We start from the raw sequence: 23,919 nt of genomic DNA on the forward strand, positions 1-23,919 counted from the left end.
CTATAACCGCAGGACATAAGGCGGTTTTTGGGCCGGCGATCAGGCCGAGAAGGCCTGCACGGTGCGCAGTCCAAGCCAGGTCATGCACAGCGAGCCGCCCAGGTGCAGGGCGATGGTGCCCATGGCGAGCCCGACGCGGCCGGCGGTCAGCATGCCCACCACTTCGGCCGAGAAGCTCGAGAAGGTGGTGAGGGTGCCGAGGAAGCCGGTGATCACCATCAGGCGCCAGGCCGGGTTGATGTCCGGCAGGCCGCTGAACACGCCGATGGCCACGCCGATCAGGTAACCGCCGATCAGGTTCACCGCCAGCGTGCCCCAGGGCAGGACGCCGCCGGGGTTGAGCCACAGGGCGAAGCCCCAGCGCAGGAGGGCGCCGACACAGGCGGCGAGGCAGATGACGACGGCGTTCAGCAGCATGGCGGCGATTATCCGCAGGCCGCCGCGGGCGCTGCTAGCGCTCCTTGCCCATCACGACGTCGGGCAGGATGGTGACGATGCTCGGGAACAGCGTGATCAGCGCGATGCACAGCACGAGGCAGAAGAAGAACGGGATCGCCGCCTTGGCGATCACGTTGCTGTCCTTGCCCGTCATGTTCTGCAGCACGAAGAGGTTGAAGCCCACCGGCGGCGTGACCTCGGCGATCTCGACCAGCAGCACGATGAAGATGCCGAACCACACGAGGTCGAAGCCCGCCTTCTGGATCATCGGCAGCACCACCGCGCTGGTCAGCACGATCATCGAGATGCCGTCGAGCGCCGTGCCCAGCACCAGGTAGACCACGACCAGCGCCCCGATCAGCGCGTAGGGCGACAGGTGCATGCTGTCGACCCATTCGGCGAGTTCGCGCGGGATGCCGGTGAAGGCCATGGTCTTGGTGAGGAAGGCCGCGCCCGCGAGGATGAACATGATCATGCAGCTGGTGCGCGTGGCACCCATGAGTCCGTCCTTGAAGTTCTTCCAGGTCAGGCTGCGGCCCCAGGCCGCGATGGCCAGCGAACCGAGCACGCCGAAGGCCGCGCATTCGGTGGCCGTGGCCCAGCCCGCGACCAGCACCCAGACGATGAAGACGATCAGCAGCGCGCAGGGAATCAGGTTGCCCGAGAGGCGGATCTTCTCCATGAAGGTGGTCGGCGGATCGGCCGGCGGCACCTTGTCGGGATTGCGCAGGCTCCACCAGCCGATGTAGCCCGAGAACAGCAGCATCAGCAGGAAGCCCGGCAGGAAGCCGGCGAGGAAGATGCGGATGATCGACGCGTCGGCCGCCACGGCATAGACCACCATCGTGATCGAAGGCGGGATCAGGATGCCGAGCGTGCCGGCCGTGGCGAGCGAGCCGATCGCGAGCTTCTCGTTGTAGCCGCGGCGCTTGAGCTCGGGCAGCGCGACCTTGGCGATGGTGGCGCAGGTCGCGGCCGAGGAGCCCGAGACCGAGCCGAACACGCCGCAGCCCAGGATGGTGGTGTGCATCAGCCGGCCCGGCACGCGATTGAGCCAGGGGCGCAGGCCCTCGAACATCTCCTCGCTGAGCTTGGTTCGAAAGAGGATCTCGCCCATCCAGATGAACAGCGGCAGCGCCGCGAGCTCCCAGCTCGCATTGCTTTCCCAGAAGGCAGAGAACAGGTTCTTGCCCGGCAGCGTGTTGGTGAAGAAGGCCTGGCCGACCCAGCCGACGATGGCCAGCGTCATCGCGATCCAGACGCCGCCCGCGAGCAGCAGCAGCATGATCCCGAGCAGCAGGGCGCCCATCCAGAGGTTTTCGAACATCGGGTGTCTTGGGTGTTGTTGTGGGTGTTCGAAGACTCAGACGTCGGAGGAGAAGTCGCCCGCGGCGTGGCGTTCTTCTATGGCGCGCTGGTAGCTGGGCTTCTCGCCGCGCAGCACGCCCACGAGCTCGTCGATCATCGCGATCAGCAGCAGCCAGCAGCCGATCACGAAGGTCGACTGCGGAATCCAGATCGGAATCACGACCAGGCCCGTGGCCATCTCGGCGAACTCGTAGCTCTCCCAGGTGAAGCTGGTGGCCCAGTAGGTGAGATAGGACACCGAGACCGCCGCGATCAGCAGGCAGGTGACGTCGAGCACGCGCCGCGTCTTCGGCGGCACGGCCTCGAGCAGCAGCGTGACGCGCACGAAGTCGCCGTGGCGGAACGCATGGGCCATCGCGAAGAAGGCCGCGGCCGCGCAGAGCCACGCCACCACGTCGTTGAGCCCGCTCACGTGCCAGTTCATCTGCCGGCCCACGCCGGCCAGGATCATCAGCACGAAGATCAGGAACACGCAGAACGCGCCGAGCGCGCCGGCGCCGTCGTAGAGGCGGTCCAGGAATTTGCGCACGGGCTACTTTTTCTTGTACGCGTCGACGATGGCTTGACCGTCGGGCCCGGCCGCCTTGAGCCAGTCGGCCTGCATGATGCCGCCGACCTGGCGCATGTCGGCATCGAGCTTGGCCGAGGGCTTGTGGATCTTCATGCCGCGCTCGGCGAGCAGGCGCTTGTACTCGTCGTTCTTCTCGATCGCGACCTTCCAGCCGCGGGCTTCCGCATCGGCCGCGGCCTTGGTGACGGCGGCCTTGGTGGTGGCGTCGAGCGCGTCGAAGGCCTTGGCATTGACGAGGATCGCGTTCTTCGGGATCCAGGCCTGCGTGTCGTAGAAGTTCTTGATGTGCTCGAAGGTCTTGGTGTCGTAGCCGGTCGAGCCCGAGCTCATGTAGCTTTCGATCACGCCGGTGGCCATGGCGGCGCTGAGCTCGGCCTGCTGGATCTGCACCGGCTGCGCGCCGATCAGTTCGGCGATCTTGGCGGTGGCCGGGCTGTAGGCGCGCCACTTGATGCCGCGCAGGTCGGCCACCGAGCTCACTTCCTTCTTCGAATAGATGCCCTGCGGCGCCCACGGCACCACGAACAGCACCTTGATGCCCTGCGCGGCCAGCAGCTTCTCCATCGCGGGCTTGGAGGCTTCATAGAGCTTCTTCGCCTCGGGGTAGGTGGTGGCGAGGAAGGGCACACCGTCGAGCGCATAGATCGGGTTCTCGTTGGCGAAGTTGGCCAGCAGGATCTCGCCGGCCTGCGCCTGGCCGCTTTGCACCGCGCGCTTGATCTCGGGCGCCTTGAACAGCGAGGCGTTCGCATGCACGGTGACCTTGAGCTTGCCGCCGGTGGCCGCATCCACGTCCTTCGCGAACTGCGTGATGTTCTCGGTGTGGTAGTTGGTGGCCGGGTAGGCCGTGGGCAGATCCCACTTGGTTTGCGCGAAGGCCGCGGCGCCGAGGGTGAGGCCTGCGAGGGCCAGGCCGAACTTGTGATTCATGTGCGCGCTCCGGATGTAGTGAAAGCAAAACGAAAGAAAAGCATACGTGCAAATTCCGGGCCACTTGCTGAGGCCTTTCCCTGCGTGTTGCGCGGTGGCGGCACCGTGGCGGCATGGGTTGACGCCCATGAAAAAGCCGCCCCGGAGGGCGGCTCGTTCGCGGGACTAAGACCCCGTCATTCCTTGGCCGCGACCTTCGCGGGCTTGCCGGCCTTGGGCGCGGCGGCCGGTGCGTCGCCGCCCGCGTAGGCCTTGCCGTTGACCGTCAGCCCTTCGGCCGAGAGCTTGGCCGCGGCCTTCTCCTTCACGCCCTTCACGCGCTGCATGAGATCGGCCCAGTCCTTGAACTCGCCCTGCTTGCGCGCGTCGAGGATGCGTTTGGAAAGCGCGGGTCCCACGCCCTTCAACCCGTCGAGATCGGCTTCGCTGCCCTTGTTGACATCGACCGCCGCGAACGATGCGGCAGCGAACAGCAGGGCGGCCGTGGCCACGATTTTCTTGAACATGTTTGAACTCCCTCGTTGATACTTTTGATGCGCCGACAAGACGTCGGCTTCGGCTCAACGAGGGCTCGGAACGGGGCGTTGACGGCTGGGCGCCAGCGGCCACCATTGTTCAGCAAGGTGATCGAAGGTCTCGCCTCCGAGGTCGATCAGAGCTCTTCGACGCGGCGCGGTGGATAGCTGTCCCAGGCCTGGCAGCCGGGGCAGTGCCAGAAGTACTGGTGCGCCTCGAAGCCGCAGGCCGCGCAGCGGTAGCGCATCAGCGGCCGCGTGGCCTGGTCGAGCGCGCGCTGCACCTGCGGATGGAACTGCTCGTGCTCGAAGCGTTCGCCCGCGAGCCAGCGCGAGGCCGCGACCAGCGAGGGCTGGTGCGCGAGGTGCGCGATGTAGCCGTCGCGTGGCACGGGTGCTTCGCCCTCGGCCTCGGGCGTGGTGCCGGCGGGCGCGCCGCCGAGCGCGATCAGTGCTTCGAGCACGTCGATCGACGGCGATTCGGCATAGCGGCGCTGCAGCAGCGCGAGCGCCTCGGGTTCGCGGTGGGCGGCCACGGCCGCCTGCTGCAGCGCGGCGGCATACAGCGGCAGCGCGAGCGGCGCGGTGTCGCTCAGCGCCACCAGGGTGTCGAAGGCGGCGCCGGCTTCGCCGCTGCGCAGTTGCAGGGTCGCGGTGTCGATCGCCGGGCGCGGCGCCTGCGGCGCCTGGGCCACGGCCTGTTCGAGCAGGCGGCGCGCGGCCGCGAGGTCGCCCATGCCGACCTGTTCGGCGGCCTGCTCGCACAGGTGGTGCGCGCGGCGCGTGCCGTAGCTGGCCTGGTCGGATTCGTCGAGCTTGCGCGCCACGTCGGCGGCCTGGCTCCATTCGCGCGAGCGCTCGTAGATGGCCAGCAGCGCGAGCCGCGCCTCGTTCTCGTAGCGCGTGCTCTCGAGCTTCTGCAGCGCGGCCTCGGCGCGGTCGAGCAGGCCGGCGCGCAGGAAGTCCTGCGCCAGCGCATGCTGGGCACGCTCGCGGTCGCTGCGGCTCAGGTCGCCGCGGCCGAGCAGGTGCTCGTGCACGCGCACCGCGCGCTGGTATTCGCCGCGGCGGCGGAACAGGTTGCCGAGCGCGAAGTGCAGCTCCTGCGTGTCGGGGTCGTTCTGCACCGCCTCGATGAAGGCGTCGATGGCCTGGTCCTGCTGCTCGTTGAGCAGGAAGTTGAGCCCGCGGAAGTAGGCCTTGGGGGCCTGGCGGTTCTCGAGCTTGAGCTGGCGGATGTCGAAGCGGGAGGCCAGCCAGCCGAGGACGAAGGCGACGGGCAGGCTGATCAGCAACCAGCTGGGATCAAAGTCCATGTTGGCGTACGGCGGGAAGGTCGGTGGCGGCGATGGTCGGCGCCGGGGTTGCCGCCGGCGCGGCGGCCGGGGCGGAGGAGGCGGCGGCATTGCCCGCGGAGACGGCCGGCAGCTGGGCCGCGGCGCTGCGGTGCTTCCACCAGCCCGGCAGCATGCCGAGCGCGCCCACCACGAGGCCGCCCGCGAAGGCGGCCAGCACGACCAGCACCAGCGGCGCGCGCCAGTAGGTGCCGAAGAAGAAATAGACGGTCGCGTCGTGCTGGTTGTTCAGCGCGAAGGCGAAGAGCGTAAAAAAAATGGCTGCCTTGAGCAGCCACAGGAGGTATTTCATGCGCGGTCCCGTTGGCGGGACGATTCTACGTTTGCACCTGCGCCGAACGGTCCGCGCCGATGGAGGGGCCGTCGGCGGCTGGACTCAGGCCTTCGGCGTCGTCTTGATGCCGAGTTCGGCGCTGCGGGCGTCGACCGCCTCGCGCAAGGCCTTGCCGGGCTTGAAGTGCGGCACGCGCTTCTCGGGAATCTGCACGCTCTCGCCCGAGCGCGGGTTGCGGCCGATGCGCGGCGGACGCCGGTTGACCGAGAAGCTGCCGAAGCCGCGGATCTCGATCCGGTGCCCGCGCACCAGGGCATCGCTCATCGCGTCGAGGATGGTCTTGACGGCGTATTCGGCATCCCGGTGGGTGAGTTGCGCAAAGCGCGCTGCGAGTTCTTCGACGAGGTCAGAGCGGGTCATAGGTCAAAGCAAAAAGCAGGGGCGAAAAAAAAGACAGAGAGGCCACCAGGGCCTGCTCTGTCTTCGGGCGACGGCTTACTTGTCGCTGTTGTCCAGCTTGGCGCGCAGCAGGGCGCCCAGGCTCGTCGTGCCCGCGTTCTCGCGTGCCGACTGCTGGCTCAGGCTGGCCATGGCGCCTTGCTCGTCGACCATGTCCTTCTGCTTGATCGACAGCTGGATGTTGCGGGTCTTGCGATCCACGTTCACGACGATGGCCGTGACTTCGTCGCCTTCCTTCAGCACGTTGCGGGCATCTTCGACGCGGTCGCGCGAGATTTCCGAAGCACGGAGGTAGCCGATGATGTCCTCACCCAGGTCGATCTCGGCGCCGCGGGCGTCGACCGTCTTGACCTTGCCGGTCACGATCTGGCCCTTGTCGTTGACCGTGGTGAAGGTGGTGAACGGGTCGCTGTCGAGCTGCTTGATGCCCAGCGAGATGCGCTCGCGGTCCACGTCGACGGCCAGCACGATCGCTTCGACTTCCTGGCCCTTCTTGTAGTTGCGAACGGCGGTCTCGCCGGCTTCGTTCCACGAGAGGTCCGAGAGGTGAACCAGGCCGTCGATGCCGGCAGCCAGACCCACGAACACGCCGAAGTCGGTGATCGACTTGATCGGGCCCTTGACGCGGTCGCCACGCTTCGTGTTCTGAGCGAACTCTTGCCACGGGTTGGCCTTGCACTGCTTCATGCCCAGGCTGATGCGGCGCTTGTCTTCGTCGATCTCGAGGACCATGACTTCGACTTCGTCGCCCAGCGAGACGATCTTGTTCGGAGCGATGTTCTTGTTGGTCCAGTCCATTTCCGAGACGTGCACCAGGCCTTCGATGCCGGGTTCGAGCTCGACGAACGCGCCGTAGTCGGCAATGTTCGTGACCTTGCCGAACAGGCGGGTCGATTGCGGGTAGCGGCGCGAAACGCCCATCCACGGGTCGTCGCCCATTTGCTTCAGACCCAGCGAGACACGGTTCTTCTCGGTGTCGAACTTGAGGATCTTGGCGGTGATTTCCTGGCCGGCCTGAACGACTTCGCTCGGGTGGCGGACGCGGCGCCATGCCATGTCGGTGATGTGCAGCAGGCCGTCGATGCCGCCGAGGTCCACGAACGCACCGTATTCGGTGATGTTCTTGACCACGCCGCGGACAACAGCGCCTTCCTTCAGGGTTTCCATCAGCTTGGCGCGTTCTTCGCCCATGCTGGCTTCGACCACGGCACGGCGCGACAGCACGACGTTGTTGCGCTTGCGGTCGAGCTTGATGACCTTGAATTCGAGGGTCTTGTTCTCGTACGGGGTCAGGTCCTTGATCGGACGCGTGTCGATCAGCGAGCCCGGCAGGAACGCGCGGATGCCGTTGACGAGCACCGTGAGGCCGCCCTTGACCTTGCCGCTGGTGGTGCCGGTGACGAAGTCGCCCGATTCCAGCGCCTTCTCGAGGGCCAGCCACGAAGCGAGACGCTTGGCGGTGTCGCGCGAGAGGATGGTGTCGCCGTAGCCGTTTTCAACGCTGCCGATGGCAACGGAAACGAAATCGCCGGCCTGGACTTCGAGCTCGCCCTTGTCGTTCTTGAACTCTTCGATCGGCACATACGCTTCGGACTTCAGACCGGCGTTGACGACGACGTGGTTGTGTTCGACACGCACGACTTCGGCCGTGATGACCTCGCCGGTGCGCATTTCGGAACGCTTCAGGGACTCTTCGAATAAGTCGGCAAAAGATTCAGACATTTATGGTTCCTTCCGTCAGGCAGGGTTGGCAGGCGCTCTTGCGACATTGCATGCGACTGCGCTGGATCTGGAGACGGCGGTTGGTTGTGGGCGGAAGCCCGGTTGGTTGAACAACCAGAAGGCCGGTGCGCTGTCGCGCGAAGGGAGCCTTCTGGAGCGGTAGGCGCCCCCCGGAACACCCGGTGGGCGCGAGCCCTTCAAGCGGACTTGAAAGGCTGCACTTGTTGCCACCAGTCCAACACCGTGTCGATCGATTGCTCGATCGAGAGCTGGGAGTTGTCGAGGTGGCGCGCGTCCTGCGCCGGCTTCAAGGGGGCGACGCTGCGGGACGAGTCCCTGGCGTCGCGCGCCTCCAGGTCGGAGCGAAGACTGTCGAGTGTAGTCGAAATACCCTTTGAAATCAACTGCTTATGGCGCCGTTCGGCACGCTGGGCGGCGCTCGCGGTCAGGAACACCTTGAGCGCGGCGTCGGGGAAGATCACCGTGCCCATGTCGCGGCCGTCGGCCACCAGGCCCGGCAGCCGGCGAAAGCGCTGCTGCAGGCCCAGCAGGGCCTCGCGCACGGCCGGCAGCGTGGAGACGCGCGAGGCGTCCATGCCGGCGGCCTCGGAGCGGATCAGCTCGCTGACGTCCTCGCCATCCAGCAGTACCTTGCCCTCGACGAACTGCAGCGGCAGGGCGGCGGCCAGGGAGGCGATCCGTGCCTCGTGCGCGGCATCGGCGCTCAGGCCTGCGCGGCGCATGGCGAGGCCGGTCACGCGGTAGAGCGAGCCCGAGTCGAGGTAGTGGTAGCCCAGCAGGCGCGCCACTTCGGAGGCCAGGGTGCCCTTGCCCGAGGCGGTCGGCCCGTCGATGCTGATCACCGGGATGTCGGCGGCCGTGGAGACCGAGAACAGGGTCTCGAAGTAGTCGGGGAAGGTCTTGGCGACGCAGTGCGGCTCGAGGATGCGCACCGGCACCCGCGCCGGGTTGAAGGCGGCGAGCGAGAAGCACATGGCGACCCGGTGGTCGTCGTAGGTGCGGATGCTCGCGGGTCGCCAGCCGGCCGGCGCCAGCGGATGCACGCGGATGAAGTCGGGCCCGGCCTCGACCGTGGCGCCGAGCTTGCGCAGCTCGTTGGCCATGGCGTCGATGCGATCGGTTTCCTTGACGCGCCAGCTCGCGATGTTGCGCAGGGTGCTGGGGCCGTCGGCGTAGAGCGCCATCACGGCCAAGGTCATCGCCGCGTCGGGAATGTGGTTGGCGTCGAGGTCGATGGCCTTGAGCGGCCAGGCGCCGCGGCGCACCGCGAGCCAGTTCGGGCCGCTGTCGACCTCGGCGCCCATCTGGCGCGCGGCGTCGACGAAGCGGATGTCGCCCTGGATCGAGTCGGCGCCCACGCCCTCGATCCGGATGCCGTCGGGCCCGGACGCGGCCGTCGCGATGGCGCCCAGCGCGATGAAATAGCTGGCCGACGAGGCGTCGGCCTCGACATGGATGTCGCCCGGCGAGCGGTAGCTGCTGCCGGCGGGAATCGTGAAGCGCTCCCAGCCGTCGCGCCGCACCGCGATGCCGAAGCGCGCCAGCAGGTTCAGCGTGATCTCGATGTAGGGCTTGGAGATCAGCTCGCCGACCACCTCGATCGTGATGTCGCTTGCCGCTGCGAGGGGCAGCGCGAGCAGCAGGGCGGTCAGGAACTGGCTCGAGACGTCGCCGCGCACGCGGATCGGGGCGTCGAGCACCAGCTCGCCGTGCGGCACCGGGTGGATGCGCAGCGGCGGATAGCCGGGGTTGCCGAGGTAGTCGATGCGGCAGCCCAGCTGGGTGAGGGCGTCGACCAGGTCGCCGATCGGGCGCTCGTGCATGCGCGGCACGCCGCGCAGTTCGAACTCGCCGCCCAGCAGCGACAGCGCCGCCGTCAGCGGCCGCATCGCGGTGCCGGCATTGCCGAGGAACAGCGACAGCAGCTCGGTGTTGCCGATCTCCCGGCCGCCGATGCCGGTGATGCGCACCAGCGTGCCGGCCGGCTCGACGCCGCAGCCCAGCGCGCGCAGCGCATTGAGCATGACGCGGGTGTCGTCGGAATCGAGCACGTCGTGCAGGGTGGTGGTGCCGCTCGCGAGCGCGGCCAGCAGCAGCACGCGGTTCGAGATGCTCTTGGAGCCGGGCAGCTGCACCGTGCCCGAGGCGCCGGTCAGCGCGGGGAGATCGAGGAAGGCCGAGGCGTACATCTCAAGCGTCCTGCTGCGAATCGGGCGACGACGAGGCGCCGGGCTGCCAGGCGGCCCGCACGCGGCGGGCGCGCTCGATCGATTGCTCCAGGGCCTGCGACTCGCCCCCGGCCATGGCGTTCTCCATCTCGAGCAGCGCGGCGCGGAAGGCGCGCGACTGCGCCAGCACCTGCTCGCGGTTGGCCAGCAGCACGTCGCGCCACATCACGGGATCGCTCGCGGCGATGCGCGAGAAATCGCGAAAGCCCGGACCCGCCAGGCCCAGGAAGCGATCGCCCTGCGGCTGGCCGGCGAGGCCGTTGACGTAGGCGAAGGCCAGCAGGTGCGGCAGGTGGCTCACGGCGGCGAAGGCGCCGTCGTGCTCCTCGTGGGTCATGGTGAGCACGTTCGCGCCGATGCCGCTCCAGACCTGCGAGGCACGCTGCACGTTGGAGCGCAGCGTCGACTTGATCGGGGTGAGCACCACGTGGCGCCCGGTGAACAGCGAGGCCTCGGCATGTTCGATGCCCGAGACCTCCTTGCCCGCGATCGGGTGCGCCGGCACGAAGTTGCCGAGCTGCCCCTGCAGGCCGCGGCGCGCGGCCTCGATCACGTCGCCCTTGGTCGAGCCGACGTCCATCACCAGCGCGTCGCTGCCGATGCCGTGGCGGATCGCCTTGAAGGTGGCTTCCGAGGCCGCCACCGGCACGGCCAGCAGCACGATGTCGGCGCCCGACACCGCCAGCAGCGCCGAGGGCGCGGCGACGTCGATCACGCCGAGCTGCCTGGCCTTCTCGGTGGTGGAGGGCGACTTGCTGTAGCCCACCACCCGTTTCACCAGCCTGGCGCGTTTCAGCGCCAGCGCGAAGGAGCCGCCCATCAGGCCGCAGCCGATCAATCCCAGTTGCTCGAACATGTGCTTGCTTGCGACGGACTCAGGCCTTGACGGGGTAGGCGCCGAGCACCTTGTAGAACGCGCAGAGACCGCGCAGTTCGGCCAGCGCCGCGGCCACGTTCGGCTGCGAGGGATGGCCGTCGAGGTCGATGTAGAAGTAGTACTCCCACTGCCCGGTGCGCGCGGGGCGCGACTCGAAGCGGGTCATCGACACGTTGTTGAGCTTCAGCGGCACCAGCAGGTCGTGCACCGCGCCCGGCCGGTTGGGCACCGACACGATCAGGCTGGTGCAGTCGCGGCCCGAGGCGGGCGGCATCGCGAGCGTCTGCGGCAGGCAGATCACCGAGAAGCGGGTGCGGTTGTAGGAGTCGTCCTGAATCGCGTGGGCCACGATGTGCAGCCCGAAGCGGGTGGCGGCGCGTTCGCCGGCCAGCGCCGCGAAGGCCGGGTTGGCGGCCGCGAGGCGCGCGCCTTCGGCATTGCTCGACACGGCGCGGCGCTCGGCATGCGGCAGGTGCTTGGCCAGCCAGCTCTGGCACTGGGCCAGGGCCTGCGGATGGGCCAGCACGGCCTCGACGCCCTCGAGCGAATTGCTGCTGCGCAGCAGGTGGTGGCGCACCAGCAGGCTGACCTCGCCGACCACGTGGGTGGGCGAGTGCAGGAACAGGTCGAGCGAGCGCGTGACCACGCCCTCGGTCGAGTTCTCGACGCCGACCACGCCGTACTGGGCGCTGCCGGCGGCGGTGGCGTGGAAGACCTCGTCGAAGTTGGCGCAGTAGATCAGGTCGGCCGCGCCGCCGAAATACTCGATGGCGGCCTGCTCGCAGAAGGTGCCTTCGGGGCCGAGCACCGCCACGCGCTGCGGCGACTCGAGCGCCAGGCAGGCTGACATGATCTCGCGCCAGATGGCCGCCACGTGCAGGTCCTTGAGCGGACCGCCGTTGGTCTTCTGCATCTTGTCGATGACCTGGGCCACCCGGTCGGGGCGGAAGAAGGGCGTGCCTTCGCGTTTCTTCACTTCGCCGACCAGCTCCGCCACATGGGCCCGCTCGTTGAGCAGGCGCAGCAGTTGCTGGTCGAGCGAATCGATCTGCACGCGCAGATCGGCGAGGCTTTCGGAGTTGTCGGGGGAGGAGGGCTGGGTAGGAGCTGGAGCGGTCATCGGTGAGGTTCGCGCGCGTCTAGGCGTGCGACCGCTCGAATTCTCGCATGTAGCTCACCAGGGCCTGCACGCCTTCCAGGGGCATGGCGTTGTAGATGCTGGCGCGCATGCCGCCCACCGACTTGTGGCCCTTGAGCTGCAGCAACCCCGCAGCGCGGGCGCCCGACAGGAAGGCCTCGTTGCGGGCTTCGTCGTGCAGGAAGAACGGGATGTTCATGCGCGAGCGGCAGCCCGGGTCGATCTTGTTCAGGTAGAAGGACGACGCGTCGATGAAGTCGTACAGCAGCTTCGCCTTGGCGATGTTGCGCTGCTCCATCGCGGCCACGCCCGTCAGCGCGCCTTCGGTCTGCTCGCGCAGCCACTGGAACGTGAGCCCCGCCATGTAGATGCCCCAGGTCGGCGGGGTGTTGTACATGGACTGGTTGTCGGCCACGGTCTTGTAGTTGAACGCGCTCGGGCAGATCTCGAGGGCATGGCCCAGCAGGTCCTCGCGCACGACGACGATCGTGAGCCCGGCCGGGCCGAGGTTCTTCTGCGCACCGCCGAAGGCCAGGCCGACGCGGCTCCAGTCGACGCCGCGCGAGGCGACGTGCGAGGAGAAGTCGATCACCAGCGGCGCCTTGCTGCCGAGGGCGGCGAGGTCGGGCAGCTCGTGGAATTCGATGCCGTTGATCGTCTCGTTGCTGCACAGGTGCACGTACGCGGCATCGCCGGACAGCTGCCAGCTCGCGGGATCGGGCAGGCGCGTGTGCTGGTCGTCGGCGTTGCTCGCGGCCACGCGCGCGCTGCAGTAACGCTGCGCTTCCTTGTGCGACTTGATGCTCCAGCTGCCGGTGACCACGAAGTCGACCGTGCTGCCGCGCGACAGGTTCAGCGGCACAATGGCGTTCTCGCCGAGGCCGCCGCCCTGCATGAACAGGATCCGGAAGTTGGCGGGTACCGCCAGCAGCGCGCGCAGGTCGGCTTCGGCCTGCGCGTAGATCTCGCCGAACTCCTTGCCGCGATGGCTCATCTCCATCACGCTCATGCCGCTGCCGTGCCAGTCGAGCATTTCGGCGGCGGCGCGTTGCAGCACCGCCTCGGGCATGGCGGCGGGGCCCGCGGAGAAGTTGTAGGGGCGCGAGCCGGCCGGGGTCTGCAGGGCGTGCGGGGCGTTCACGTCACTTCTTGGCGGGAGCCTTGGCCGGTGCCTTGGCGGGTGCCGCTCCTTCGGTCGGAGCGCCCAGCGCCTTGGCGACGCTGGTGTCGAGCGCCTGCATCTTCGGTTCGATGGAGGCGCGGGTCTCGGCCACCAGCTTTTCCGTCAGCGCGGTCTGCATCTTGGGGTTCAGGTCCTGGTACTTCTTGCTCAGCGGCGAGTTGATCCAGGCCAGCAGCTGCTTGAGTTCGTCTTCGGTGAAGGACTGCTCGAGCAGCGGCGTCAGCGTGGTCGGGGCCAGTTGCACGGCCTTGTCGCGCACGATCGGATAGGCGTCGTCGTAGTACTTCTTGAGCTCGGCATCGGCGGCCTTGGCGGCGGCTTCGCGCTTGGCTTCGGGCACCTGGGTCTGCAGGTACTGCGAACCGGCCTGCGCGATCGGGGCGCTCGACTGCTCGACCAGGCCGCGGGCCAGGGCTTCGATGCCGGGGCGCTGCAGATCGAGGAACTGCTTGATGAGCGTGGCCTTGTCCTGCGCCAGGGCGCCCATCGAACTGCCGGCCAGGGCGACGGTCAGGAGTGCGAGCTTGATTTGTTTTTTCACTGAGGATTCTCCGTTGAAGATGTGGAAGTGTCGTCTGCGCCGGGCTCGGGTTCGCCATTGGCATCGTTTTCGACGATACGTTGCAGCCCGCTGAGTTTGGCACCTTCGTCGAGCCCGATCAGCGTAACGCCTTGCGTCGCGCGACCCAGTTCACGAATCTCGGCGACCCGGGTGCGCACCAGCACGCCCTTGTCGGTGATGAGCATGATCTCATCGTCCGAATGCACGAGTGTGGCGGCAACGACCTTGCCGTTTCGCTCACTCTGTTGAATAGCGATCATGCCTTTGGTTCCACGGCCGTGGCGCGTGTATTCGGTAATGCTTGTTCGCTTTCCGTAACCATTTTCGGTGGCTGTGAGCACGCTCTGCTGCTCGTCCTCGGCCACCAGCATGGCGATCACCCCCTGGCCTTCCTCGAGCATCATGCCGCGCACGCCGCGCGCGTTGCGGCCCATCGGGCGCACGTCGTTCTCGTCGAAGCGCACCGCCTTGCCGCCGTCGCTGAACAGCATCACGTCGTGCTTGCCGTCGGTGAGGGCGGCGCCGATCAGGTAGTCGCCCGCATCGAGGTCGACCGCGATGATGCCGGCCTTGCGCGGGTTGTTGAACTCGTCGAGCGTGGTCTTCTTGACCGTGCCCATCGAGGTCGACATGAACACGTACTGGTCGGCCGGGAAGTTGCGCTTCTCGCCCGTGAGCGGCAGCGCGACGTTGATCTTCTCGCCCTCGGCCAGCGGGAACATGTTGACGATCGGGCGGCCGCGCGAGCCGCGCGAGCCCGCCGGCACTTCCCACACCTTGAGCCAGTAGAGCCGGCCGCGGTTCGAGAAGCACAGGATGTAGTCGTGCGTGTTCGCGATGAAGAGCTGGTCGATCCAGTCGTCTTCCTTGGTGGTGGTGGCCTGCTTGCCGCGGCCGCCGCGCTTCTGCGCCCGGTATTCGCCGAGCGGCTGGCTCTTGATGTAGCCGCTGTGCGAGAGCGTCACCACCATGTCGGTGGGGGTGATCAGGTCTTCGGTCGAGAGGTCGAAGGCGCTGTGCTCGACGAGGCTGCGGCGCGCGCCGACCTTCGACTGGCCGAACTCCTGCTTGAGGGCGCCGAGCTCGTCGCCGATGATGGTCGAGACGCGTTCCGGCTTGGCCAGGATGTCGAGCAGGTCGTCGATCTCGGCCATGACTTCCTTGTACTCGGCGACGATCTTGTCCTGCTCCAGGCCGGTCAGGCGCTGCAGGCGCATCTGCAGGATTTCCTGGGCCTGCGTCTCCGAGAGGCGGTAGAGGCCGTCGTTGCCCATGCCGAACTCGCGCTCGAGGCCTTCGGGGCGGTAGTCGTCGGCACTGATCACGCCGCCGTCGGCGCGCGTGCGCGTGAGCATCTCGCGCACCAGCTTGCTGTCCCAGCTGCGCGCCATCAGCTCGGCCTTGGCGACCGGCGGGGTCGGGGCGTTGCGGATGATGGCGATGAAATCGTCGATGTTCGCCAGCGCCACCGCCAGGCCTTCGAGCACGTGGCCGCGGTCGCGGGCCTTGCGCAGGTTGAAGACCGTGCGGCGCGTCACCACTTCGCGGCGGTGCTGCAGGAAGACCTCGATCAGGTCCTTGAGGTTGCACAGCTTCGGCTGGCCATCGACCAGCGCCACCATGTTGATGCCGAAGGTGTCCTGCAGCTGGGTCTGCTTGTAGAGGTTGTTGAGCACCACCTCGGGCACTTCGCCGCGCTTGAGTTCGATGACGAGGCGCATGCCCGACTTGTCGGACTCGTCCTGGATGTGGCTGATGCCCTCGATCTTCTTCTCGTGGACCAGCTCGGCCATGCGTTCCTGCAGCGTCTTCTTGTTGACCTGGTAGGGGAGCTCGTCGACGATGATCGCCTGGCGCTGGCCGCGGTCGATGTCCTCGAAGTGGCACTTGGCGCGCATCACGACCTTGCCGCGGCCGGTGCGGTAGCCGTCCTTCACGCCGTTGATGCCGTAGATGATGCCGGCCGTGGGGAAGTCGGGCGCGGGCACGATCTCCATCAGCTCGTCGATGCTGGCCTGCGGGTTGCGCAGCAGGTGCAGGCAGGCGTCCACCACTTCATTGAGGTTGTGCGGCGGAATATTGGTGGCCATGCCGACCGCAATACCGCCGGAGCCATTGACCAGCAAATTCGGCAGCCGGCTCGGCAGCACGGCCGGTTCTTTTTCGGAGCCGTCGTAATTGTCCTGGAAATCGATCGTTTCCTTGTCGATATCGGCCAGCATTTCATGCGCGATTTTGGCCAGCCGGATTTCCGTATACCGCATTGCGGCCGCGTTGTCGCCATCCACGGACCCGAAGTTGCCCTGGCCGTCGACCAGCATGTGGCGCATCGAGAAGTCCTGGGCCAGCCGCACGATGGTGTCGTAGACCGACTGGTCGCCGTGCGGGTGGTACTTGCCGATCACGTCGCCGACGATACGGGCCGACTTCTTGTACGGCCGGTTCCAGTCGTTGTTGAGCTCGTGCATCGCGTAGAGCACGCGGCGATGCACCGGCTTGAGGCCGTCCCTCGCGTCGGGAAGGGCGCGGCCCACGATCACGCTCATGGCGTAATCGAGATAACTGCGGCGCATTTCCTCTTCGAGACTGATGGGCAGGGTTTCTTTGGCGAAGGACGTCATTGAGCGAGAGGCTGGCGGCAGGAAGGCGAAATTTTACGCTGTGAGGGGTGTCGCACCGCCGCAACACAAGGACTCTATTCCGCCTCCGTCCTACGCTTCGTGGCCGCCGTGCGGCCTGTTTGCCAAAGACCCTATGGCACAATCGCCTCAACGTTTTGGGTGGTGGTCACTTAAAGCGTCCTTGATTCGCAGCGCGGCTGCGGCTTTTTCCCCAAGAGGAGAACCATGAAGAAACTGAATAAAGTGGCGATGATGTTTGCAGTCGCTGCGCTCGCCACTGCCGCCGGCGCGCAGACCCGTGTCACCGCTGCGAATGGCGGTCCTACGATCGACAACTGGCAGAACGGCACCGGCGAACTGGTTTGGAAGAACGGCACGAACGAACTGTGCTGGCGCGATGCCAACTGGACGCCCGCCACGGCTGCTGCCGGTTGCGACGGCGCTCTGGTTCCCCCGGCTGCCGCCGTTCCCACGGCTCCTGGCGTGGTTCCCCCGCCCGTCGCTCCCGCTCAACCCCCGGCCGTTGCCGCTTCGAAGGTGACCTTCGCTGCCGACGCATTCTTCGACTTCGACAAGTCGGTGCTGAAGCCTGAAGGCCGCGCGAAGCTGACCGACCTGGTCGAGAAGATTCGTGGCGTGAACCTCGAAGTGATCATCGCCGTCGGCCACACCGACTCGATCGGTTCGGACGCCTACAACCAGCGTCTGTCGGTGCGTCGCGCCGAAGCCGTCAAGGCCTTCCTGGTCTCGAAGGGCATCGAACGCAACCGCGTCTACACCGAAGGCAAGGGCGAGAAGCAGCCTGTGGCTGACAACCGCACCAAGGAAGGCCGCGCCAAGAACCGTCGCGTGGAAATCGAAGTGGTCGGCACCCGCGCCAACTGATAGCTCGATTCCATCGACCATGAAACCCCGCCTCGGCGGGGTTTTTTTATGCCTGAATCAATGCAGGCAGAAAGCTTTCAAACGGGCCCATTCGTCATGGGCCGGTCATCGTCCGTTTCATAATCCGTCATATGACAGAAAACGTGAATGCCGATCCCGCCGAACTCGCCAAATTTTCGGAGCTGGCCCACAAGTGGTGGGATATGGAGGGCGAATTTCGCCCTTTGCACGAAATCAATCCTTTGCGCCTGGAATGGATTGAAGGTATTGCGCCGATTTCCCAGCGGCGCGTCGTCGATATAGGCTGCGGTGGCGGAATTCTTTCGGATTCGATGGCCCGCAAGGGCGCCGACGTGCTCGGTGCCGACCTCGCGGGCAAGGCGCTGAAGGTGGCGCAGCTGCACGCGCTCGAGGCCGGCACGCGCGGCGTGAAGTACCGCGAGGTCAGCGCCGAGGCGCTCGCGGCGGAGCAGCCCGGCAGCTTCGATGTCGTCACCTGCATGGAGATGCTCGAGCACGTGCCGGACCCGGCGTCGGTCATCCGGGCCTGCGCCACGCTGGTCAAGCCCGGCGGCTGGGTCTTCTTCTCGACGATCAACCGCAACCTCAAGTCCTTCATGCTCGCGATCGTCGGCGCCGAGTACGTGATGGGCATGCTGCCGCGCGGCACCCACGAGTACGCGAAGCTGATCCGGCCCAGCGAGCTGGCGGCCTATTGCCGCGCCGCGGGTCTCGACGTGCGGCACACGCGCGGCCTCGAGCACAACCCGATCACGCGGCGTTACTGGCTCAGCGCCGACACCAGCGTCAACTACATGTTCGCCACGCAGAAGCCGGCGGAGGCCCAGGCATGAAGGGCGTGCCGACCCGTGCCGTGCTGTTCGACCTCGACGGCACGCTGATCGACAGCGCGCCCGACCTGGGCGCCGCCGCCGACCAGATGCGCACCGCCCGCGGACTGGCGTCGTACCCGCTCGAGCGCTACCGCCCCATGGCCGGCGCGGGCGCGCGCGGCATGCTCGGCGTGGCCTTCGGCATCACGCCCGATGCGCCCGAGTTCGATGCGCTGCGCGAGGAGTTCTTCGTGACCTACGAGCGCTGCATGTTCAACACGCAGGCCTTCGATGGCGTTCCGCCGCTGATCGAGGCGCTGGTCGCGCGCGGGCTGCGCTGGGGCGTGGTCACGAACAAGTCGAAGCGCTTCACCGAGCCGCTCACGCAGGCGATGCCGCTGTTCGCGAGCGCGGGCGCGGTGGTGAGCGGCGACACCACGCCGCATGCCAAGCCGCATCCCGAGCCGCTGCACGAAGCGGCCCGGCGGCTGGGCATCCCGTCCGAGCATTGCATCTACGTCGGAGACGACGAGCGCGACATCATCGCGGGCCGCGCGGCGGGCATGCGGACCGTGGCCGCGGCCTACGGCTACATGGGCGCGCAGGCCGATGCGACCCGCTGGGAAGCCGATGCCTTGATAACTTCTCCGGGCGAACTCTTGAAACTGCTGGATAGCGCCTAAAATAGGCCCCTTGGGGCTGCACTGGTTTCGACGCGGGTTCGGAGTCGCAGCGGGGCATGTCGAGCTGAATGCGCTCGTGAAACAGATTCAAACAAACTAACTGCAAACGACGAACGTTTCGCACTCGCTGCTTAATTGCCAGTGAGCCTTGCAACAGCAGGCCGATGGGCTGGGCAAGGGGGTTCTGAGCAATCAGTGCCTCCCGGCTGCAAGGATAATTACATCGGCTGGCTTCGATCCGGGTACCTTGGGTCGGGGCAAGAAAATAGGGTGCTGGCGTCCGGTGTAGCGTGCGACTGCGCGACTCCGGAAGCGAGACTTAAATCAGATCGCTAAACATGTAGAACTGCGCGATGAAGGCTTGCGGACGGGGGTTCAAATCCCCCCAGCTCCACCACATTGCCTGAGGCTGGCCCGGACCGATCCGGGCATGGCGACCCGGGAGGCCTTCCCGGGTCGGCCACACGGCCAAACCTTACCTTCCATGGATCCGACATGCGCTTCACCTGCGTGAAGCGCGCGTACGTGCCTGATCAAAGAGCGCAAGGGGAGGCGGCAATGCCGCATGCCCGGTCTCGACGGTGCCGAGCCCAGGTGGCCGTCGGCCAGGCGTGTTATCGCGCCAGTCGGTCGCCGTCGCTGCCCGGCTTGGGCATCGGGCCGTTCGGCCCGCGTTCGGCGCGGATGGCCGACATGACGGCAACCAGCATCGCCCCGACGGCGACACCGGCCAAAAAGACCGACAGAACGAAGGATGGATCGGAGAGCTGCATGGTGTCAGAACGCCGATTTGTACACCCAAAGACCGCATAGGGCGCCGCTGGCGCGGAAGGTCGCGGCATTGTCTTACAGGCGGCCCTCGCAGCACGAGCGCCCTCCTGGACAACCCGACCCGGGCTCTTTTCGCCGTCGTGCAGGGCTATATTCGGCGGGCACCGACGCGCGCCGATCGCGCGTTCTTCCCTCGCATCTTCATCTAAAAGGCTGCCCGTGCCCGATTCCCTGACTTCGGTTCTGACGAGCTACTACGACGCGGTGCCCTACGACTCGCACCCGTTCCCGCAGACGGCGGTGGAGCACCTGGAAGCCACGGCATTTCTCTTCGGCCTCGAAACGCCTCCGCCCGCCGGCGCGCGCGTGCTCGAGCTGGGCTGCGCGGCGGGCAACAACCTCATTCCCTTCGCCGAGCGCCATCCGGGCGCGCGCGCGCTCGGCCTCGACCTGTCGTCGGTGCAGATCGCGCAGGGCGTGAGCGCGATCGAGCGGCTGGGCCTGTCGAACGTCGAGGTGAAGACCTTCGACATCGCCGAGGTCGACGCCTCGCTCGGCCAGTTCGACTACATCGTCTGCCACGGCGTCTACAGCTGGGTGCCGGGCCCGGTGCAGGATGCGATCCTGCGCGTGTGCTCCGAGAACCTCGCGCCGAACGGCGTGGCCTACGTGAGCTACAACGTCTACCCGGGCTGGAAGGCGCGCGAGATCGTGCGCGACGCGATGATCCTGCGCGGCGGCCCGCGCGACACGCCCGAGGAGAAGCTCTCCTATGCCCGCGGGATGATCGAGTTCCTCGCGCAGTCGGCGCGCCCCGACAGCGTGCTCAAGAAGACGCTCGACGAAACCGCGCCGATCGTGCGCGACGGCGCCACCTCGTACCTGCTGCACGAGTTCCTCGAGCCCTGCAACGCGCCGTGCTACTTCAAGGAGTTCGTCGCGCGCGCCGAGAGCCATGGCCTGGCCTACCTGGCCGAGGCCGAGCCCTCGACGATGTTCGTGCAGAACTATGGCACCCAGGTGCGCGATCCGCTGCTGCGCGAATGCGGTGGCAGCCAGGTGCTGATGGAGCAGTACCTCGACTTCCTGGTCAACCGCACCTTCCGCCAGACGCTGCTGGTGAAGCAGGACCGGGCGCGTCACATCCGCTACCGGCTCGACGCCACGCGCATCCGCGGCCTGCTGTTCGCGGGCGTGTTCCATGGCGAGAACGGCGCGCCGCTCACGCTCGACACGCGCGAGCAGAACTGCACCGGGATCCGCAACGTCACGGTCACCCTGCGCCAGCCGCTGCACAAGGCGGTGGCGCATGCGCTCGACAGCCATTACCCGCAGGCGCTGAGCGCCGACGCGCTGATCGCCTGCGTGCTGCCGCTGCTCGGCCAGCCGCGCGAGGCGGTCGAGCCCGCGGTGATGGCGATGCTCGAGGAGATGCTGATCCTCGGCGCGCTGCGCATCCGCCGTACGCCCGTGCCCTCGGTGGCGCAGGTACCCGCGCGGCCGCAGGCCCCGGCCTCGGTGCGCAATGCGCCGGGCCTGGCGCCGGGCCAGGCGCCTTCGGTCACTGTCTGCAATGGCTGGCACGAGACGGTGGCCCTGTCGCTGCTCGAGCGCGCGCTGCTGCCGCTGCTCGACGGCACCCGATCGCACGAGGCGCTGGTCGAGCACCTCGAGACCGAGGTGCGAGCCGACCGCCTGCGCTTCGTGCGCAACGACGAGCAGATGACCGATCCCGAGGCGCTGAGCGCCTTCGCCCGCGAGCAGGTGGCGCTGGCGCTGCGCGACCTGCGGCGCAAGGCACTGCTCGCCGGCTGAACCCTCCCAGACACTCCCAGGCTCCACAACCAACCACATCTCAAGAGGAGACTTCCAGATGCATCGACTTCCATCGACCCCTCAACTGCGCGCGGCGATCGTCGCCGTGCTCGCGCTGGCCGCCGGCGCTTCCCAGGCCGCGTCGCAGGCGCCGGTCGCGGCCGAACACGGCATGGTGGTGAGCGCCCAGCACCTCGCGTCCAAGGTCGGCGTCGACGTGCTCCAGCGCGGCGGCAATGCCGTCGACGCGGCCGTGGCCGTGGGCTACGCGCTCGCGGTGGTCTACCCGGCCGCGGGCAACCTCGGCGGCGGCGGCTTCATGACCGTGCAGCTGGCCGACGGCCGCAAGACCTTCCTCGACTTCCGCGAGAAGGCGCCGCTGGCCGCCACGGCCAACATGTACCTCGACAAGGACGGCAACGTCATCAAGGGCCTGAGCACCAACGGCCACCTGGCCGTGGGCGTGCCCGGCACGGTGTCGGGCATGGAGTACGCACGCGAGAAGTACGGCACGAAGAAGCGCGCCGAGCTGATCGCGCCGTCGATCCAGCTCGCCGAGAAGGGCTTCGCGCTCGAGCAGGGCGACATCGACATGCTCTGGACCTCGACCGCCGACTTCCAGAAGGACCCGGTGTCCGGCGCGATCTTCCTGAACAAGGGCGAGCCGTTCCAGGTCGGCCAGAAGCTGGTGCAGAAGGACCTGGGCAAGACGCTGCGCGCGATCAGCCAGAACGGCACCGACGGTTTCTACAAGGGCTGGGTGGGCCAGGCGATCGTGGCGTCCAGCCAGGCCGGCAAGGGCATCATCACCCAGGCCGACCTCGACCAGTACAAGACGCGCGAGCTGGCGCCGGTCGAGTGCGACTACCGCGGCTACCGCGTGGTGTCGGCACCGCCGCCGAGCTCGGGCGGCGTGATCATCTGCGAGATGCTCAACATCCTCGAGGGCTACCCGCTCAAGGACCTGGGCTTCCGTTCGGCCCAGTCGGTGCACTACCAGATCGAGGCCATGCGCCATGCCTACGTCGACCGCAACAGCTACCTGGGCGACCCCGACTTCGTGAAGAACCCGCTCGACCGCCTGCTCGACAAGGGCTACGCCGAGAAGATCCGCGCTGCCATCGATCCGAAGAAGGCCGGCGTCTCCAAGGACATCAAGCCCGGCGTCGCGCCGCACGAGGGCAGCAACACCACCCACTACTCGATCACCGACCAGTGGGGCAACGCGGTCTCGGTCACCTACACGCTCAACGACTGGTTCGGCGCCAAGGTCACGGCCGCCAAGACCGGCGTGCTGCTCAACAACGAGATGGACGACTTCACCTCGAAGGTCGGCGTGCCCAACATGTACGGCCTGGTGCAGGGCGAAGCCAATGCCATCGCCCCGGGCAAGCGCCCGCTGAGCTCGATGAGCCCGACCATCGTGTCCAAGGACGGCAAGCCGGTGTTCGTGGTCGGCACGCCGGGCGGCAGCCGCATCATCACGGCCGTGCTGCACACCATCCTCAACGTGGTCGACTACGGCATGAACGTGCAGGAAGCCGTCGATGCGCCGCGCTTCCACCAGCAATGGCTGCCCGACGTGACCAACGTCGAGACCTTCGCGCTGAGCCCCGACACCCGCAAGATCCTGACCGACATGGGCCACAACCTCGGCGTGCCGCAGCCGGCCAACCACCTGGCGGCGATCATCGTGGGCGCGCCCACGCTGGGCGGCAAGCCGGTGGGCAACAACCGCTTCTACGGTGCCAACGACCCGCGCCGCAACACCGGGCTGGCCGCGGGCTACTGACCGCCGCGAGGAGGGTGGCGGGCCGGTCCGCGCCTTCTGAGACACTCCAGGGCGGCCGCGCGCGAAGCGCGGCCGCCTTTTCTTTTCGCCATGCAACTGCAAGACATCCTCTATTCCCAGGGCTTCGGCACGCGGCGCGTGTGCGCGGGCCTGGTCCAACAGGGCCTCGTGACCGTCGCCGGCGCGGTGGTCGACGATCCCGCCACCGATCTGGACGCGGAAGGCCTGCAGTTCACCGTGCAGGGCACCGCCTGGGCCTACCACGAGAAGGCCTACCTGATGCTGCACAAGCCGGCCGGCACCGAGTGCTCGCAAAAGCCCTCGACCTACCCGAGCATCTACACGCTGCTGCCGTCGCCGCTGCGGCTGCGGCCCAACAAGGGCGCGGTGCAGGGCGTGCAGGCCATCGGCCGGCTCGACCAGGACACGACCGGCCTGCTGCTTTTGACCGACGACGGCCAGTTCATCCACAAGATGGGCTCGCCCAAGCACCATGTGCCCAAGGTCTACGAAGTGACGGCCAAGCACCCGATCGACGACAAGCAGATCGCCCGCCTGCTGGCCGGCGTGGTGCTCGACGACGATCCGAAGCCGGTGCGCGCGGCCGCCTGCGAGTCCGACAGCCCGCTGCACCTGCGGCTGACGCTGACCGAGGGCAAGTACCACCAGGTCAAGCGCATGCTGGCCGCGGTGGGCAACCGCGTGGAGGCGCTGCACCGCTCGCGCATCGGCACTGTGGCGCTGCCGGCCGACCTCGCGCCCGGCCAGTGGCGCTGGCTGGCGGCCGACGAGGTCGCCGCCCTGCGCGCGCCGACGAAATAACTGCCGACCGACCGCCTTTTCGGCGGCTGGCGGTCAGCCAGCGGTCGGTTCGGATC

The 23,919-nt window shown here is 67.3% G+C and carries 22 protein-coding genes and 1 other RNA gene; 7 read left to right on the forward strand and 16 right to left on the reverse strand.

The window, feature by feature from the left end; genetic code table 11:
* Positions 1-39: 39 nt before the first annotated feature.
* From crcB to gyrA, 15 genes are all read right to left on the reverse strand, one after another.
* Positions 40-417, reverse strand: a complete 378-nt coding sequence (gene crcB / locus INQ48_09730) for a fluoride efflux transporter CrcB (GenBank protein QRF59476.1) — start codon at positions 415-417, stop codon at positions 40-42.
* 34 nt (positions 418-451) lie between these two features.
* Complete coding sequence (locus INQ48_09735) at positions 452-1,765, reverse strand: TRAP transporter large permease subunit (GenBank protein QRF59477.1); 1,314 nt, start codon at positions 1,763-1,765, stop codon at positions 452-454.
* A 36-nt stretch (positions 1,766-1,801) separates the two neighbouring features.
* Entirely contained in the window at positions 1,802-2,335 is a 534-nt protein-coding gene (locus INQ48_09740; protein QRF59478.1) for a TRAP transporter small permease, read from the reverse strand.
* A 3-nt stretch (positions 2,336-2,338) separates the two neighbouring features.
* Positions 2,339-3,307 carry a TRAP transporter substrate-binding protein gene (locus tag INQ48_09745; GenBank protein QRF59479.1) on the reverse strand — a complete coding sequence of 323 codons (969 nt, stop codon included), beginning with the start codon at positions 3,305-3,307 and terminating at the stop codon, positions 2,339-2,341.
* Positions 3,308-3,483: 176 nt separating this feature from the next.
* Positions 3,484-3,813 (reverse strand): helix-hairpin-helix domain-containing protein, encoded by a 330-nt coding sequence (locus tag INQ48_09750; GenBank protein ID QRF59480.1) that lies wholly within the window; start codon positions 3,811-3,813, stop codon positions 3,484-3,486.
* A 146-nt stretch (positions 3,814-3,959) separates the two neighbouring features.
* Complete coding sequence (gene lapB, locus INQ48_09755; GenBank protein ID QRF59481.1) at positions 3,960-5,138, reverse strand: lipopolysaccharide assembly protein LapB; 1,179 nt, start codon at positions 5,136-5,138, stop codon at positions 3,960-3,962.
* The gene (locus tag INQ48_09760) at positions 5,128-5,469 is read right to left on the reverse strand and encodes a LapA family protein (protein ID QRF59482.1); all 342 of its coding nucleotides are present in this window, start codon (positions 5,467-5,469) and stop codon (positions 5,128-5,130) included. The genes lapB and INQ48_09760 overlap by 11 nt, the downstream gene beginning before the upstream one ends.
* 84 nt (positions 5,470-5,553) lie before the next feature.
* Complete coding sequence (locus INQ48_09765) at positions 5,554-5,871, reverse strand: integration host factor subunit beta (protein ID QRF59483.1); 318 nt, start codon at positions 5,869-5,871, stop codon at positions 5,554-5,556.
* A 75-nt stretch (positions 5,872-5,946) separates the two neighbouring features.
* Positions 5,947-7,632: a 30S ribosomal protein S1 gene (gene rpsA / locus INQ48_09770; GenBank protein ID QRF59484.1), complete on the reverse strand. Its 1,686-nt coding sequence runs from the start codon at positions 7,630-7,632 to the stop codon at positions 5,947-5,949.
* A gap of 197 nt (positions 7,633-7,829) precedes the next feature.
* On the reverse strand, positions 7,830-9,842 hold the full coding sequence (locus INQ48_09775) for a bifunctional 3-phosphoshikimate 1-carboxyvinyltransferase/cytidylate kinase (protein ID QRF59485.1): 2,013 nt from the start codon (positions 9,840-9,842) through the stop codon (positions 7,830-7,832).
* Between the two features lies 1 nt (position 9,843).
* Positions 9,844-10,737 (reverse strand): prephenate dehydrogenase/arogenate dehydrogenase family protein, encoded by an 894-nt coding sequence (locus tag INQ48_09780; GenBank protein QRF59486.1) that lies wholly within the window; start codon positions 10,735-10,737, stop codon positions 9,844-9,846.
* A gap of 19 nt (positions 10,738-10,756) precedes the next feature.
* A complete protein-coding gene (pheA, locus tag INQ48_09785) occupies positions 10,757-11,878 on the reverse strand; it encodes a prephenate dehydratase (GenBank protein ID QRF59487.1) in 1,122 nt (373 codons plus the stop codon).
* 19 nt (positions 11,879-11,897) lie between these two features.
* The gene (serC, locus tag INQ48_09790) at positions 11,898-12,965 is read right to left on the reverse strand and encodes a 3-phosphoserine/phosphohydroxythreonine transaminase (GenBank protein ID QRF60675.1); all 1,068 of its coding nucleotides are present in this window, start codon (positions 12,963-12,965) and stop codon (positions 11,898-11,900) included.
* A 73-nt stretch (positions 12,966-13,038) separates the two neighbouring features.
* Positions 13,039-13,566, reverse strand: a complete 528-nt coding sequence (locus INQ48_09795; GenBank protein QRF60676.1) for a DUF2059 domain-containing protein — start codon at positions 13,564-13,566, stop codon at positions 13,039-13,041.
* Positions 13,567-13,616: 50 nt separating this feature from the next.
* Positions 13,617-16,262: a DNA gyrase subunit A gene (gene gyrA / locus INQ48_09800; GenBank protein ID QRF59488.1), complete on the reverse strand. Its 2,646-nt coding sequence runs from the start codon at positions 16,260-16,262 to the stop codon at positions 13,617-13,619.
* A 225-nt stretch (positions 16,263-16,487) separates the two neighbouring features.
* Here gyrA and INQ48_09805 point away from each other — a divergent pair, with 225 nt between their 5' ends.
* The 4 genes from INQ48_09805 (at position 16,488) to ssrA (ending at position 19,060) form a co-directional block, all read left to right on the forward strand.
* Positions 16,488-17,147, forward strand: coding sequence for an OmpA family protein (locus INQ48_09805; protein ID QRF59489.1), 660 nt, complete (start codon positions 16,488-16,490; stop codon positions 17,145-17,147).
* Positions 17,148-17,278: 131 nt separating this feature from the next.
* Positions 17,279-18,001 (forward strand): bifunctional 2-polyprenyl-6-hydroxyphenol methylase/3-demethylubiquinol 3-O-methyltransferase UbiG, encoded by a 723-nt coding sequence (gene ubiG, locus INQ48_09810; GenBank protein QRF59490.1) that lies wholly within the window; start codon positions 17,279-17,281, stop codon positions 17,999-18,001.
* A complete protein-coding gene (locus INQ48_09815; GenBank protein ID QRF59491.1) occupies positions 17,998-18,663 on the forward strand; it encodes an HAD-IA family hydrolase in 666 nt (221 codons plus the stop codon). The genes ubiG and INQ48_09815 overlap by 4 nt, the downstream gene beginning before the upstream one ends.
* Positions 18,664-18,675: 12 nt before the next feature.
* Positions 18,676-19,060, forward strand: a transfer-messenger RNA (tmRNA) gene (gene ssrA, locus INQ48_09820).
* A 217-nt stretch (positions 19,061-19,277) separates the two neighbouring features.
* On the opposite strand, the gene INQ48_09825 is transcribed toward ssrA, so the two are convergent.
* Entirely contained in the window at positions 19,278-19,436 is a 159-nt protein-coding gene (locus INQ48_09825; protein ID QRF59492.1) for a hypothetical protein, read from the reverse strand.
* Positions 19,437-19,653: 217 nt separating this feature from the next.
* Here INQ48_09825 and INQ48_09830 point away from each other — a divergent pair, with 217 nt between their 5' ends.
* The 3 genes from INQ48_09830 (at position 19,654) to INQ48_09840 (ending at position 23,863) form a co-directional block, all read left to right on the forward strand.
* Positions 19,654-21,249: a class I SAM-dependent methyltransferase gene (locus INQ48_09830; GenBank protein QRF59493.1), complete on the forward strand. Its 1,596-nt coding sequence runs from the start codon at positions 19,654-19,656 to the stop codon at positions 21,247-21,249.
* A gap of 58 nt (positions 21,250-21,307) precedes the next feature.
* Positions 21,308-23,041, forward strand: a complete 1,734-nt coding sequence (gene ggt / locus INQ48_09835; protein QRF59494.1) for a gamma-glutamyltransferase — start codon at positions 21,308-21,310, stop codon at positions 23,039-23,041.
* A gap of 90 nt (positions 23,042-23,131) precedes the next feature.
* Positions 23,132-23,863 (forward strand): 16S rRNA pseudouridine(516) synthase, encoded by a 732-nt coding sequence (locus tag INQ48_09840; protein ID QRF59495.1) that lies wholly within the window; start codon positions 23,132-23,134, stop codon positions 23,861-23,863.
* Positions 23,864-23,919: the final 56 nt, after the last annotated feature.

The organism is Variovorax paradoxus, from assembly GCA_016806145.1.
In the GTDB taxonomy this organism is placed as follows: domain Bacteria; phylum Pseudomonadota; class Gammaproteobacteria; order Burkholderiales; family Burkholderiaceae_C; genus Variovorax.

Bases quoted from the DNA above. Each gene is read 5' to 3' on its own strand.
- crcB (QRF59476.1), bottom strand. From the start codon at position 417: ATGCTGCTGAACGCCGTCGTCATCTGCCTCGCCGCCTGTGTCGGCGCC.
- INQ48_09735 (QRF59477.1), bottom strand. From the start codon at position 1,765: ATGTTCGAAAACCTCTGGATGGGCGCCCTGCTGCTCGGGATCATGCTG.
- INQ48_09745 (QRF59479.1), bottom strand. From the start codon at position 3,307: ATGAATCACAAGTTCGGCCTGGCCCTCGCAGGCCTCACCCTCGGCGCC.
- INQ48_09750 (QRF59480.1), bottom strand. From the start codon at position 3,813: ATGTTCAAGAAAATCGTGGCCACGGCCGCCCTGCTGTTCGCTGCCGCA.
- lapB (QRF59481.1), bottom strand. From the start codon at position 5,138: ATGGACTTTGATCCCAGCTGGTTGCTGATCAGCCTGCCCGTCGCCTTC.
- INQ48_09760 (QRF59482.1), bottom strand. From the start codon at position 5,469: ATGAAATACCTCCTGTGGCTGCTCAAGGCAGCCATTTTTTTTACGCTC.
- INQ48_09765 (QRF59483.1), bottom strand. From the start codon at position 5,871: ATGACCCGCTCTGACCTCGTCGAAGAACTCGCAGCGCGCTTTGCGCAA.
- rpsA (QRF59484.1), bottom strand. From the start codon at position 7,632: ATGTCTGAATCTTTTGCCGACTTATTCGAAGAGTCCCTGAAGCGTTCC.
- INQ48_09775 (QRF59485.1), bottom strand. From the start codon at position 9,842: ATGTACGCCTCGGCCTTCCTCGATCTCCCCGCGCTGACCGGCGCCTCG.
- INQ48_09780 (QRF59486.1), bottom strand. From the start codon at position 10,737: ATGTTCGAGCAACTGGGATTGATCGGCTGCGGCCTGATGGGCGGCTCC.
- pheA (QRF59487.1), bottom strand. From the start codon at position 11,878: ATGACCGCTCCAGCTCCTACCCAGCCCTCCTCCCCCGACAACTCCGAA.
- serC (QRF60675.1), bottom strand. From the start codon at position 12,965: ATGCCCGAGGCGGTGCTGCAACGCGCCGCCGCCGAAATGCTCGACTGG.
- INQ48_09795 (QRF60676.1), bottom strand. From the start codon at position 13,566: ATGGGCGCCCTGGCGCAGGACAAGGCCACGCTCATCAAGCAGTTCCTC.
- gyrA (QRF59488.1), bottom strand. From the start codon at position 16,262: ATGACGTCCTTCGCCAAAGAAACCCTGCCCATCAGTCTCGAAGAGGAA.
- INQ48_09805 (QRF59489.1), top strand. From the start codon at position 16,488: ATGAAGAAACTGAATAAAGTGGCGATGATGTTTGCAGTCGCTGCGCTC.
- ubiG (QRF59490.1), top strand. From the start codon at position 17,279: ATGACAGAAAACGTGAATGCCGATCCCGCCGAACTCGCCAAATTTTCG.
- INQ48_09815 (QRF59491.1), top strand. From the start codon at position 17,998: ATGAAGGGCGTGCCGACCCGTGCCGTGCTGTTCGACCTCGACGGCACG.
- INQ48_09825 (QRF59492.1), bottom strand. From the start codon at position 19,436: ATGCAGCTCTCCGATCCATCCTTCGTTCTGTCGGTCTTTTTGGCCGGT.
- ggt (QRF59494.1), top strand. From the start codon at position 21,308: ATGCATCGACTTCCATCGACCCCTCAACTGCGCGCGGCGATCGTCGCC.
- INQ48_09840 (QRF59495.1), top strand. From the start codon at position 23,132: ATGCAACTGCAAGACATCCTCTATTCCCAGGGCTTCGGCACGCGGCGC.